Annotated in this window: 10 protein-coding genes; 6 read left to right on the top strand and 4 right to left on the bottom strand. The window is 53.1% G+C overall.

Going from position 1 to position 13,590, the window contains the following annotated elements; all coding sequences use genetic code 11:
* Position 1 precedes the first annotated feature (1 nt).
* Complete coding sequence (locus HF324_RS26305) at positions 2-1,051, bottom strand: serine hydrolase domain-containing protein (RefSeq protein WP_168861231.1); 1,050 nt, start codon at positions 1,049-1,051, stop codon at positions 2-4.
* A gap of 292 nt (positions 1,052-1,343) precedes the next feature.
* Here HF324_RS26305 and HF324_RS26300 point away from each other — a divergent pair, with 292 nt between their 5' ends.
* The 3 genes from HF324_RS26300 (at position 1,344) to HF324_RS26290 (ending at position 7,550) form a co-directional block, all read left to right on the top strand.
* Positions 1,344-3,491, top strand: coding sequence for an Ig-like domain-containing protein (locus tag HF324_RS26300; RefSeq protein ID WP_168861230.1), 2,148 nt, complete (start codon positions 1,344-1,346; stop codon positions 3,489-3,491).
* Between the two features lie 205 nt (positions 3,492-3,696).
* On the top strand, positions 3,697-6,177 hold the full coding sequence (uvrA, locus tag HF324_RS26295) for an excinuclease ABC subunit UvrA (protein WP_258539200.1): 2,481 nt from the start codon (positions 3,697-3,699) through the stop codon (positions 6,175-6,177).
* A 59-nt stretch (positions 6,178-6,236) separates the two neighbouring features.
* Entirely contained in the window at positions 6,237-7,550 is a 1,314-nt protein-coding gene (locus tag HF324_RS26290; protein WP_168805897.1) for a sulfatase-like hydrolase/transferase, read from the top strand.
* Between the two features lie 51 nt (positions 7,551-7,601).
* On the opposite strand, the gene HF324_RS26285 is transcribed toward HF324_RS26290, so the two are convergent.
* Positions 7,602-8,249: a Crp/Fnr family transcriptional regulator gene (locus HF324_RS26285; RefSeq protein ID WP_168805895.1), complete on the bottom strand. Its 648-nt coding sequence runs from the start codon at positions 8,247-8,249 to the stop codon at positions 7,602-7,604.
* A gap of 69 nt (positions 8,250-8,318) precedes the next feature.
* Here HF324_RS26285 and HF324_RS26280 point away from each other — a divergent pair, with 69 nt between their 5' ends.
* Entirely contained in the window at positions 8,319-9,011 is a 693-nt protein-coding gene (locus HF324_RS26280) for an HAD family hydrolase (RefSeq protein WP_168861228.1), read from the top strand.
* Positions 9,008-9,631, top strand: coding sequence for a chloramphenicol acetyltransferase (locus HF324_RS26275; RefSeq protein ID WP_168805891.1), 624 nt, complete (start codon positions 9,008-9,010; stop codon positions 9,629-9,631). The genes HF324_RS26280 and HF324_RS26275 overlap by 4 nt, the downstream gene beginning before the upstream one ends.
* Positions 9,632-9,662: 31 nt before the next feature.
* Here HF324_RS26275 and HF324_RS26270 read toward each other — a convergent pair whose 3' ends face one another.
* Positions 9,663-10,043 carry a VOC family protein gene (locus HF324_RS26270; RefSeq protein WP_168805889.1) on the bottom strand — a complete coding sequence of 127 codons (381 nt, stop codon included), beginning with the start codon at positions 10,041-10,043 and terminating at the stop codon, positions 9,663-9,665.
* Positions 10,044-10,207: 164 nt separating this feature from the next.
* Between HF324_RS26270 and HF324_RS26265 the strand changes: the two genes are divergently transcribed.
* The gene (locus tag HF324_RS26265; protein WP_168861227.1) at positions 10,208-13,138 is read left to right on the top strand and encodes an endopygalactorunase; all 2,931 of its coding nucleotides are present in this window, start codon (positions 10,208-10,210) and stop codon (positions 13,136-13,138) included.
* 5 nt (positions 13,139-13,143) lie between these two features.
* On the opposite strand, the gene HF324_RS26260 is transcribed toward HF324_RS26265, so the two are convergent.
* The gene (locus tag HF324_RS26260) at positions 13,144-13,527 is read right to left on the bottom strand and encodes a hypothetical protein (protein WP_168805885.1); all 384 of its coding nucleotides are present in this window, start codon (positions 13,525-13,527) and stop codon (positions 13,144-13,146) included.
* Positions 13,528-13,590 lie beyond the last annotated feature (63 nt).

Raw genomic sequence — 13,590 nt, 5'->3', positions numbered from 1 at the left:
ACTACGGCACAATACTTCTCACTGCGTTCCTCACTTTTAAACAAGTGGGGGCCGTAGTGAGATAACCTTCCTGCGCGATAAATGTAAAGATGATACCGGTCGTTTTCTTCGGATAGTTGATCCACGGGTGGCTGCCAAAAGCGCCGGGACTACTGCTTTCGACGATGGCGCCACCGGCGCCGGTGACATCACGCCAGTTGCCGATGCCATAAAAGTCAGGCGTGTCAAGCCATGCCAGCGGATAGGGCGTGTAGCCTACTGTTACACCGGTGATCTGCCCCTGTTCCATAACAGTAACCGCCGCCTCGCTGAGCACACGCGTACCATTGGCGGTAACGCCCTTGTTGACCAGCATATCCAGAAATTTCATATAGTCGTTCGGGGTACTGCGGGCGCCGCCGGCTATAACGGGATTGGCTGTAAGACCGTAATCCGTGCTGGTCATCCCACACGGGATAAATAATTTGGCAGCCGATACTTCCTTCCAGCTTTTACCACTGACTATCTCACAGATGCGTCCTGCTATCTGCATACTTACCCCACCGTAATAAAAAACGTTTCCGGGTGGGCTCATCAACGGCACATTGCGTCCGATGGCGTCTACGGCTGCTTCCAGCGTCAGCAGCGGATTGGACTCATATCCCTGGCTGGAGTTGCCGGGAAAGCCGGAAGTATGGGAAAACAACTGCGCAATCGTGATGTTGCCTTTCCCTTTGGCGGTAAACACCGGCAGAAACTTGCCTACGGTATCAGACAGTTTCAGTTTCCCTTCGTCCACAAGGCTCATCAGTACGGCGCCTGACAGCCATTTGGAACAGGAGGCGACGAGTTGACGGGTATTGCCGTCGTAGCCGCCGTAACTTCTGTTATATACTTCCTGTCCGTTGACATGGATAACCGCGTAACACTTTCCGTTGAACCGCACCGGAACGGAATCGTCCAGTATTTTATCAATAGCATCATAGCCGGATGCGTGCTGCATGCCGGTAGTTTCTTTTTTACAGGCCGCTGTAATAACGAATAGCAGGACCAGCAGGGGATAAGCTCTCATGACAGTTGTTTGGTGATAACGCTGCAATATAAACAGGATAAGCGCAAAATTTATTATATGAACGTGTGACTTTTTACTGCTGAACAAGGTTTGCAAATGAGCGGTGCGGGCAGACGTGCTGAAGCGTAAACGCTGCAAGAGACCGGCCCGGCATCATTTTACTGCAGTCTTATTTATAGTCGTCGTCGATATTTTCATTACCGGAAGATAAGTCCTTCCGGTAAAACCTTATTCTGATATATCCACGAAAACGCATACATATTCCCTTTTAATAACCATCAAATGTTTACCCATGATGCTATCCAAATTTTACACATTAAAAAAAGTACTGTACCTCAGCTTTCTCTTTATCTGCCTGTTTGCTTACAGCGCCCGGGCGCAGACGTACGCCAACAGCCAGACCAGTGGCGTGACCGGCCTATGCCTGTTGTGTGGCGTCACTAATGGAGACAATGCGGTGAACAGTAATCTGAACGATTATTCCACGTTTAACATTACCGTAGGGTTACTGGGTGTTTCGGTATACCAGACGCTTAATTTCCCTGCTGGCAGCACCGCTGGCTGCGATTCCCTGGTGATCGGTATCGGCAGTGCAAATTCCATCCTGTCGCTCAATTTGCTGGGCGGTCTAACCGTGCAAACCTTCAACGGCACCGTTCCCAATAACGATGCACATCTGGTAGACAGCAGCAATTTCAGGGCCTGGGGCAATAATCGCGGTGAGATCACCCTGAAGCCTGTGGGAACTTTTGACCGGGTAAGGGTCACTTTGACCAGCAGCCTTGTTGGGCTGCTGAATGCCTTTCAGGTGTATTATGCCTATCGTAAACCAGCGTTACCGCCACCGGTGTTGCCGGACAGCACCAATCTCTGCAGCGGCGACACAGCAGCGCTTGCGGCTGCAGTGCCGGCCGGAACAGCGGTACGATGGTATAGCGCATCCGGCGGAGGTTCCCTGCTTTATACTGGTGCTACCTACAAGGTAAGTCCCGCAGTCACCACTGTTTATTACGCGGAGGCCGCCCTGAACGGATGTACCAGCACGCGTAAAAAGATAACCGTGGTGGTACACCCCAAGCCAGCCAATCCGGTGTTTTCTGTAACACCCAGCATTGTCTGCAATACAACCGGAATCGGAATCGACAACTATACGCCGGATGTTTATTATAACGTACGTACGGTGTATACGGGGATTGACGGACTATTGCTGGACTCGTCCTATACCGTAACAAACGGGGATACGGTGGTTGTCAGAGACCTGAACGCTTACTTAAATGTTACCGTTAATCTTTACATACAGGCGGTCAGCAAGATCACAGGATGCCGGTCGGATACCGTGATGCAGACAATGATCCTGGGCGCGCATGGTACCTACGCCGATGCTGTGCCCGACAATGTGACTATCTGCAAAGGAGACAGCGTTACGCTCTACGCCTACGGTCATGGACAGGAAAACAATCCCCTGCTGAATATACGCTGGTATAATGTGCCCACGGGCGGAGTGGAGTTGCACAGGGGAAAATATTTTAAAGTCGGACCGTTGGATACCACGCATTACTATGTAGTTCCGGGCTACCATTGCGAAAATCTGCAGCGCACAAAGGTAACGGTGAACGTACGCAAGCTGCCGGACCCGGTGTATTCCGTGCCACAGGGAATGACCTGCGGCGCTACTAAAATAAAAGTACAGAATTATCAGCCTGGCTACAGCTACCGGGTGAGGGTGAAGTTCCGGTATACCACGCAGCTGTTACTGGACACCGCTTACTTAGTTCTGAATACGGATACCTTCTTTGTTCCGGGTTACCCAACGCCTCTGCCGGCAGCGGTGGATATATGGGTACAGGCGGTGGATGCTGTGACAGGGTGCCGATCAGATTCTGCTTACCGCCGTATGAATACAGACGGGTATGCTGCCAAACCACAGGTAACGACAGATACCGTAGTGATATGCAGGGGCGACAGTGTAGTGCTCCATGCATTTGATCCTGTATATACACAGTCCCGTATCCGGTGGTATAACGTGCCCACCGGCGGAAGCAGACTGTATACCGGCAGCGATTACAAGGTAAGCCCGCAAAACACGACGGTGTATTATGCAGCAGGGGGATATGGGTGTGAGTATCCTCAACGTACGCCCGTGACAGTGATTGTTAACCAGTGTATGCAGCAGGCGCACACGGTACAGAAAAAACCGCTGAGATATACCCTGGAATTGTTCCCCAATCCCAGTTCCGGCGCGGTGCGGCTGAATATAGACAAGTTACTTCCCGGCAGTGTGCTTATTCTCAGGAATGTTCATGGCGTGGAGGTGCAGCGCGAGGTGCTGACGGGTAATAACTTTTCGATTTCTCCGCGGCTGGCTGACGGTGTTTACTTCATAGAGATCAGGAACAACAGGAATGAAATCCATACAGGGAGGGTAGTACTGAAGCGATAATGGCATTTTATTTATAAAGACAGGGCATCCCGTGACAGGGATGCCCTCTTTTATGATAACCGATTATTTTGAACCATCTTCCGCGAGTTGAGAATATCCTTTCTTTGATTTTTTCCACGGATGAAGACAGCGGGCACAGTCTTTGTGCGCCGAATGCATGCAAAAAACAACAGGAAACCCTGCATCACCGGAACAAAAGGGATTTTTGCGTGTACGCGGGGCACGCGAGCATAACCTCAAAAATGTAGACCTCGACATACCGAGAGATGCACTGGTGGTATTTACCGGTGTATCAGGGTCTGGCAAATCATCGCTGGCCTTCGGAACACTTTACGCAGAAGCGCAGCGCCGTTACCTGGAGTCGGTATCGCCATATGCGCGCCGGCTGTTTCACCAGATGTCGGTACCGGAGGTGGATGAGATCACCGGGTTGCCGCCGGCGGTGGCGCTGCAGCAGCAACGGGGCCTGCCCACCACCCGGTCGTCAGTGGGCAGTGTGACCACGCTGTCGAACCTGCTGCGGATGCTCTATTCCCGTGCGGGGCACTATCCCAAGGGGCAACCACACCTGGAAGCAGAGGCTTTTTCGCCCAATACGCCGGCAGGGGCCTGCCCGCAATGCCACGGCCTGGGCAGGGTGTATGAGGTAACGGAGCGCTCCATGGTGCCGGACGATACGCTTACCATCCGGGAGCGCGCCATCGCCTCCTGGCCCACCGCCTGGTATGGCCAAAACCTGCGGGACATCCTCATCACCCTCGGTTATGACGTGGATAAGCCGTGGAAAGAGCTACCCAAAAAAGACCGCGACTGGATACTGTTTACCGAAGAACAACCGGTGGTGCCGGTATATCCGGGTTTTACGCATGAAGAAGTAAAACGCGCCATCAAACAAAAGGTGGAGCCTTCCTATATGGGCACCTTTTCCGGCGCCCGCCGTTATGTGTTGCACACCTTCGCCAATACCGAAAGCGCCTCCATGAAAAAACGGGTATCACAATACATGGAGAGTGCGGAATGCCCGACCTGTCACGGCAAGCGGTTGCAACCCGCCTCTTTGTCGGTGACTTTTGCCGGCATGGACATCGGCGGGATCGCGCGCCTGCCGCTGTCGCGCCTCACAGAGCTGATGCGGCCCTACGCGGAAGGGAAAGAGAACCATCATACAGACCATCCCGAAAAGGCCATCGTGGCGCAGCGCATCGCGGCCGACCTGGTAGGCCGGCTGGAAGTGCTGCTGGACCTGGGGTTGGGATACCTGTTGCTGGAACGGAGCACGCCTACCTTATCGCCCGGTGAACTGCAACGCCTCAGGCTGGCCACACAGGTACGCTCCAACCTGTTCGGCGTAGTATATGTGCTGGACGAACCATCTGCAGGGCTGCATCCGGCGGATACCGCCGCGCTGCTGCGTGCCCTCGAAAGGCTGAAAGCCTCCGGCAACTCCCTCTTTGTGGTGGAGCATGATCTGGACGTGATCCGCCATGCCGACTGGATCGTAGACGTAGGACCCGCTGCCGGCGAGCATGGAGGGCATATCCTCTATAGCGGGCCCACTGCCGGCCTGGCGGCGGTGAAAGCCTCCCGTACCCGGGAATTTCTGTTTGCAGAAGAACAGGTGAAGCCCCGCCAGCCCCGTAAGCCCACCCGGTGGCTGCAGCTGGAAGGAGTGACCCGCAATAATCTTCATCAGCTCGACGCTGCGTTTCCGCTGGGTTGTATGACAACGGTAACAGGTATTTCCGGCTCCGGTAAATCCAGTCTCGTCAGCCAGGTGCTGGTGGAACTGGTAGCAGCGCAGCTGGGGATGGAACTGCCCGCAGAAGCGGAAGAAGGGGACGCGCTGGAACAGCCGGCGCCTGCTACGCTGGATGGCCGTATCATGGCAGGGATGGAGCATATCAGCAGGCTGGTGCAGGTAGATCAGAAGCCTATAGGCCGTACGCCCCGTTCTAACCTCGCCACCTATACGGGATTGTTTGATCATGTCCGGAAACTGTTTGCCGACACCAAAACCGCCCGTGCCCGGAAATATGACGCCGGCCGGTTTTCCTTCAACGTCGCCAAAGGACGCTGTGAAACTTGTCAGGGTGAAGGTTTTGTGATGGTGGAGCTCTTATTCCTGCCCAGCGTATACGCCCCTTGCCCCACCTGTCATGGTGCGCGGTACAATGCCAAAACACTGGAGATCACCTATAAAGAGAAAAATATTGCGGAAGTGCTGGAGCTGACAGTTGATGCGGCTTATGACTTCTTTGCCGATGATCCGAAAATACACCGCTCGCTGAGCGTGTTGCGGGAAGTGGGACTGGGTTACCTGCGGCTGGGGCAGCCGGCCACGCAGCTGTCAGGAGGCGAAGCACAGCGTATTAAGCTGGCTACGGAGCTGCAGCGCATGGGACGCGGCGACACCCTGTATGTGCTCGACGAGCCTACTACCGGGCTGCATCCTTCGGATACAGAGAAGCTGGTAGCCCAGCTGGAAGGGCTGGTTGTTGCCGGCAATACCGTGATCGTAGTGGAGCATGACATGCGGGTGGTTTCCGCCAGTGACTGGGTGATAGATATCGGTCCGGGCGCCGGGGAGGAGGGCGGACATATTGTCGCTGCCGGCACCCCAGGCACCGTCGCCAAAGCGAAGGGCAGCCGTACGGCGCCTTACCTGGCCAGTTTCCTCCGTGGATAATTTCTCCGGAAACTCTGTGGTAAAATTTGTAATTCGCAGTACGAAAACAGTCGATAACAATGAAGAAAAAGCTCTTATGGCTGCTGCCGGCGTTGCTGTCCTTACAGCTCAGCGCACAGCAGCGCAAGCCGAATGTGATCTTTATCCTCGCCGATGATATGGGATATGGTGACCTCAGCTGCTACGGCAGCCCGCAGATCCGTACACCGCAGCTGGACCGGCTGGCAAAAGAAGGCTTCCACAGTACCGGATTTATGGTGTCTGCGCCTTCCTGTACGCCCAGCAGGGCTTCGCTGCTTACCGGCCGGTATCCTGATAAAGTGGATATGCCTTATGCCATAGCGCCCGGCGACCGTCACGCGCTGGCAGACAGTATTTTTACCCTCGCCAGGATGTTTAAAGCCAACCATTACCAGACCATGATGATCGGTAAATGGCACCTTGGCGACAAGGCCAACAGCCGGCCGCTGTCGCATGGCTTTGATCATTTCTACGGAATGCTGTACAGCCACGATTACCAGTCACCTTTTGTAAACACAGATACCACGCTGGCCGTTTTCCATGATAATACCCGTGTCATCGAAAAGCCGGACTACAGTAAGCTGATGGGCTGGTACACCGATAGTGCGCTGGCTTATATTCAACGCGCCAGCCGCAGCAGCCAGCCGTTTTTCCTGTACCTGCCTTTCCCGATGCCGCACGCGCCACTGGCGGTTCCCCGCGAGTGGGCCGGTAAGTCACGGGCAGGGCTATACGGAGATGTGATTGAACAGCAGGATGCCTGTATCGGGAAGATTATAGCCTTGCTGCGCACACTGAAGCTGGATAAAAACACCATCGTGATGTTCACCAGCGATAACGGTCCGTGGAACGCTATGCCCGACCGCATGCTGCAGTACGATATCGTGAAGCCGTGGGACCATGGCTCCACCGGGCCTTTCCGCGGTGGAAAAGCCAATACCTACGAAGGCGGTCACCGTGTGCCGTTCATCGCCTGGGCGCCTGGCCGTATCCCTGCCGGCACCGAAGGTGACCAACCGTTTATCATCAACGATATCCTGCCAACGCTGGCTACCGCCACCGGCTATACGCAGCCGCTGCCGGCCAACCTCGAAGGCTTCAATTGCTGGGGGTATATCACCGGCCGCCAGCCCCGGCTGCCGGAAAGACCGCTGTTTTACCTGAGTGCGCACGGGAAACTGGAAGCAGTACGCCAGGGCGATTGGAAACTACGTATCGCCACAGTGGAAAAAGGCAAAATGCCGGAAGTGGAATTGTATAACCTGACACTCGACAACAGTGAAAAACACAACGTGGCAGAGAAGTACCCGGACATCGTATCATCGCTGAAACTGTTGATGAATAAATACTGATCCATTTGTTTATGATGCTATTCCGCCCCGGGGGACGACCTCCGGGGTTTTTTACTCCCCATATTCCCGCATCAACCGCTCAAACACATCCCGCTCGATATACAGATCAAAACTATCCGGATGGACAATACTTCTCTCCCGCAGCTGCTTGAGGGAACGGTTAAAGCTCCTTACAGACACGCCCAGGTAATCTGCCAGGTCTTTCTTGGCAAAACTGGTCTGCTGGGTGGCGAGTACGGACAATAATTTCAGCATGGCATACTCAGCAGGATAAACCTGCTGGTAGGAGGCACGGGCGGAAGTCTGGTTCAGCCGGTGCGCCAGCGACAACAGCAGCAGCCGGTTCAGCTCCGGGTTATGTGTGATGAGGTAAGCAAAATAGTCTGTCGTGATACACCATGCGGTCACCTCCGTAAGGGCGGTCACCGTGGTCAGGTTAGGTGTCTTCTGAATGACTTCTATTTCTCCCAGCAGTTCTCCTTCCCCCAAAAACTGAACAATAAAATCCTTTCCGTTGTCTTCTGTGATATGCACTTTGGAAAGCCCTGTCTGCTGGACAAAGACATATTTGTTCCCCTGCCCCTGTTTAAGCAGGTGACCGCCTGCAGGCCAGGTTTGCAGAAATACCCGGTCCTTCTTTTCGGCTGGTGTCAGCTGGTTTTCAATGAAGGTTAAAATAGCACGATTGGTATGTATCATGGTAGCTGGGACAAATGTCCCGTTTTTTCGCAGTTGAAGCTATTAATTTTACAGAAAATTTCAGAATTTATGAAAGGCATACAAACCATCGCCTTCGATGCGGATGATACATTATGGGTGAATGAACCCTATTTCAGGGAAGTGGAAAACAAATTCTGCGGTCTTCTGGAAGACTATTTACCCCATCATACCGTGGCGCAGGAGTTATTTAAAACAGAGATGCAGAACCTGCCGCTGTATGGTTACGGCGTAAAAGCGTTCATGCTGGCCATGATAGAAACTATTCTGCGTGTGACGGAGAACAATGCCAGTCCCGCGCTGATCGCCAAAGTGCTGGAATATGGCAAGGAGCAGCTGGCCAAAGACATCGAACTGCTGGATGGTGTAAAAGAAGTGCTCGAAGCCCTCAAGGGTAAATACCGCCTGGTGGTCGCTACCAAAGGCGATCTGCTGGACCAGGAGAGGAAGCTTAATAAATCCGGCCTGGCGCATTATTTTCATCACATCGAAATTATGAGCGATAAACAGGAGAAAGACTACCGTAAACTGTTGCGGCACCTGGATTGCTCACCGGAAGCTTTTCTTATGATCGGCAACTCCATCAAATCGGATGTATTGCCGGTGCTGGCCATTGGCGGGCACGCTATCCATATTCCTTATCACACTGTATGGGCGCATGAAGTGGTAGAAGGAGAGGTGAAAGACGACAGATTTTATTCCTTTGAAAACATATCGGCGATACTGCCACAGCTATTGTCATGAAACAACAACTGGACATAAACAACTGGGCCAGAAAAGACCATTATCATTTTTTTAGTCAGTTCGAGGAGCCTTTTTTCGGGGTTTGCGTTAATGTGGATTGTACCCGCGCTTACTACGTATCCAAGGCGTACGGGTATTCGTTTTTCCTGTACTACCTGCATAAGGCCATGGTAGCGATGAATCTTACAGAACCTTTTCGTTACCGTATCATCGACAAACAGGTATGGGTATACGATCATATCGATCCTTCCCCGACCATCAACCGGCCTGACGGCACTTTCGGTTTTGCTTACTTCCCGTATCACGCGGACTTTGAAACCTTTGCTGCTGCTGCGCGCGTGGAAACAGAAAAGGTGCAGGGCAGCACCGGCCTTATACCTGCCGTATCCGGTGAAAACGTGGTGCATTGTTCTTCCATGCCCTGGATCAATTTTACCGGGTTGTCCCATGCCCGCAGCTTTACCTTTCCGGACAGCTGTCCGAAGATCTCTTTCGGTAAGATGACCGATAACGATGGTAAAATGACAATGCCGGTATCAGTACATGTGCATCATGCGCTGATGGATGGCTATCATGTGGGGCTGTTCCTGGACGAGTTCCAGAGACAGTTGGATATTTGATTATTGGGATAATGAGCAAATTTTAAAATGATCAAATATAGTTGCTTACTTCAATAAGGTTCCCGTCCGGGTCCCGGAAGTAAATGGAGAGGATAGGACCATTGGCGCCCGTTCTTTTTACTTCCGATTCCAGGAGGGGAATGTTTTTGCTGACCAGTTCTTCTTTCACTTCACGTATAGGCGTTTGGGTAATAAAACATAAGTCTGCAGAACCGGGGGCCGGACGTATAGCTTTAGGCTCGAATTCTTTCCCCTGCTGATGCAGATTGATTTTTTGCTGACCAAACCGGAGCGCTGTGCGGTTGTCGCCGAAGGTCTGTACTTCCATGCCTAATATATCTTCATAAAAACGGCAGGTGGCCGCTATATCGGCGACGGTAAGGACGAGGTGGTCCAGTCTTGATATCTTCATGGCGAATGGTTTCGTTTGTGCTGAATTTTTGCAAAGTTACCCCGGTTTTCTGTTTATTCTTCCCGGGCTGTAATGAGCAGGCAATGGCCGCGAAACAATAAAATTCGACCCGGACTATAATAATTTCAATCGATTGCGTAATTTAAGTCCAATTCCCTTCCGTTATGAAACACATATTCATCCTGTTTTTGGTCCACATTGTTACAGGAGCGGCGAAAGCTCCGGCTGCCGTACCGCTGCCACTGCCGCGTGCGCTCGCCGGCCCGGCGTCCCCGCATATCGCATCCATCCTTGGAGACACGATCAAAGTAGTCACCGGCAGCACCTTCGCCTATACAACAGATACAAAAGCAGGTGAAGGGCTGGTCAGCACTGCTACCACAGTAGCGCATCTGTTGGCCGAACTGCAAACCAATGTGGCCGTACTGAGCAGCCAGGTAACTGCAGCAGACGGCAAACCCAAAGCTGCGGGCGTCATCCTCGCAGGCGATCGTCTCACACTCACCAACGCCAGGGGCAGCACGACTTACTACCTGCTCCCGGAGCAGCGCGCCCTCACCGGCAGGCTGGAGCTGCTGCGGCCAACAATAACGGCACAAGTAAAGAATACCATCACGCTTCAATATACCGCTGGTCAGCGCAGCCCGGATGCTACCATCACGCTGCATTTCCCGGCAGGCATCACGATCACGCCGGAGAATACGACGGTCAACGTGACCGGCCGCGGCGCCGTGCTGCTCAGGGATTTACCGAGACAGTCCATCGGCCGCACGGGTACCCGCTACTCCTATACGCGTGTAGGCGAAGCAATGATTGACAAGGCTGCAGACGGCGGCGCTACGCTTACCTTGCGCCACCTGGACCTGCGCCCGGCCAACGGGCCCGACCTGGTGCTGACGATACCCGATGTTACGCTGACGGCCACCGGAAGATATTTTATCAGTGCTGCCTGCACCACTTCGCAGCCGGCGGTGCTGGCCAGCTCGGGCCTGGCAGGGGAAACTGCGGACCTCTGGGTGACCAAAACCATCGCCGATTTTAAAAAGGTGATGGTAAAAGATAAACCCTATCACGAATTACGACGCGACTATACGCAGGCACATTTTCGCTGGACGCCGGTCGCCGCCGGCAGGATAACGATGGAATATTCCACCGATAGCGGCAGGCACTGGTCGGCCGCCAAAGCAAGCATAGACGTGGAACACGGTGCTGCCGCCGTTACCGGCCTGCGTCGCGACAAGCTGTATCATTTCCGGCTGCTGGTGAAAGACGGCGTGCATCGCGGCGGTTCCAACATTGCCAGTGATTACACCGGAATGCTGGACATCCGGAAGTTCGGTGTGCAGGGCAATGACACCACAGATCATACCGCCGCTATCAACGAAGCGGTCCGCTTTATGCATAACATCGGCGGCGGCACCCTGCTATTCAGCGAAGGCACCTACAACGTACGCACGGTACACCTGCAAAGCAACGTATACCTCTATATCGGCAAGCAGGCCGTTATCCGTGCGCTGAAAGGCGCCGACGCCCCGGAAACGACCTGGTTCAGCGATCAGGCCTATCGCTCCGGCCTCTCACCCACAGACCGCGGCCCTTACGAAGACCCGGAAAACTACCTCACCAAGCAGGACGTAGGGCATCATTATTTCCACAATGCCATGTTCTTCGGAGAACGGCTCGATAATGTCAAAATCATCGGCAACGGACTCATCACCGGCAATGGCAACCTCGTCACCAGTGACAAGGTAATGAACAACCCTCCCGACAAACGGGCGGATAAAATGTTTTCGCTGAAACTATGCACCAACGTGGAAATAGGCGGTATCCACCGCGATAATGACCTCTGGTATGATTCCGCGAAAGACGTCCCTTACTATATGGATAAAGACGGGCAGCCTTCGTATGATGACAGTAATATGCTGCAGATAGATCGTGCAGGCCACTTTGTGCTGCTGGCTACAGGCACGGACACGCTCTTCGTGCATGACACTTACTTCGGCAAAATGAATCAGACCAGTGTACGGGATATCTATGATTTTATGGGATGTAACCAGGTCACGGTGCAGAATATTTATTCCCGCGTCAGTTCAGACGATATCGTAAAACCGGGATCTGACTGTTCACTGGGATTTACCCGTCCGGCGCGGCATTACCGGGTGCGCAACGTCATTGGCGATACTAACTGCAACCTATTCCAGATAGGTTCGGAAACGGCGGATGATATTACGGATATCTGTGTGGACAACATTTATGTACTGGGCGCCAATAAGGCCGGGTTCTCCATCTCCACCAACGACGGCGGGCATGTGAAGGATATTCACCTCAACTGCGGACATACCGGACCGGTAAACCAGCGGTCCCGCATGATGCGCACCACGGCGCCGTTTTTTATCTCCATTTCCAACAGGGGACGGGTGATAGGCGCTACGGTGGGGCAATATACTTTTGCAGAAGAAGGCCGGAAACGGACGGAACTGCTGGTGCAAAACGTGAGTATCGGACAGGTGGAAAACATCGTGATCAACAGTATTGATATTTCGGAAGTCTACGGGGGCAGCTCTTTTAGTAATGGTGTCCGCTGGAAGCCCTTCGATGGTTCACAGCACCGGGCGACATCTGTCATCGCCGGTTATGCCCTGCCAGCCGCGGCTGCTGTGGAAGGCGGACTGGATTTTACGTTGCCGGATGGCCGTCACACCGGGTATATCCGCCATGTGGCGTTCAACGATGTGCATATCACTGACAAAGGCGGGCGTCCCCTGGCCGATACGGCGCAACGGCCGCCGGAGCTGGGGGTAGGGCAGTATAATGTGTCTAATCTCAGGATACAGCCTGCGTACGGACTGTGGGCCCGTCATGTGGAAGGACTGAGCATCTCGGAAAGTTCATTCAGGTACGAGCAGCCGGACGGGCGCTATGCCTTGTTCCTCGACGATGTACAGGGCGCCGTGCTCTCCGGCGTCAAAACCATCAGGGCGGCAGGTATCAGCGAATGGCTGCGTAGTATCCGGTCTTCCGGTGTTCGTTGGAATAATGTTGTGTTTTACCAGGATGCCTGGGGTAAATCGCCGGTGACAGCCGGCAGCCGTTAGGATGACTATTGTGCCCGGGTGGCCTTGTCAATCCAAAATACCAGCTTATCAGTATTAATTTCTTTCAGCGGGATTTCTTTCTCGTTATCAAGGCCACGGGTGAAATATACCGTGGTTTTTTGCGTTTGACCCTTGTCCAGCCCGTCTTCGAAAAGGGCTACGCCATAAAGTTCTTTGTCTTCGGCAGATTCTGCTGAAATACGCAGGACCCCGATATTGTACTGGCCGTTATTCTTAACAGTGATGACACCGTTCTGATACGTATAAGTGATTCCTTTAATGGTAGCGAGGAAGACTTTGTTGGTGCTTGTCGGGGCCTTGTAGGTCTGGCTTTTCGCCATAAAGGGAGAAAGTGTCAGAAACAGCGAAAAAATCAGTAATTTATTCATCGAAAGATAAAAATATATTGCAAAAATACATTTTATCTTTATACGGCGAATTGTGATTAATTT

The organism is Chitinophaga oryzae, assembly GCF_012516375.2.
Classification (GTDB): domain Bacteria; phylum Bacteroidota; class Bacteroidia; order Chitinophagales; family Chitinophagaceae; genus Chitinophaga; species Chitinophaga oryzae.
The sequence above is the reverse complement of the archived record's forward strand: the minus strand, read 5'-3'. Positions and strand labels throughout refer to the sequence as shown.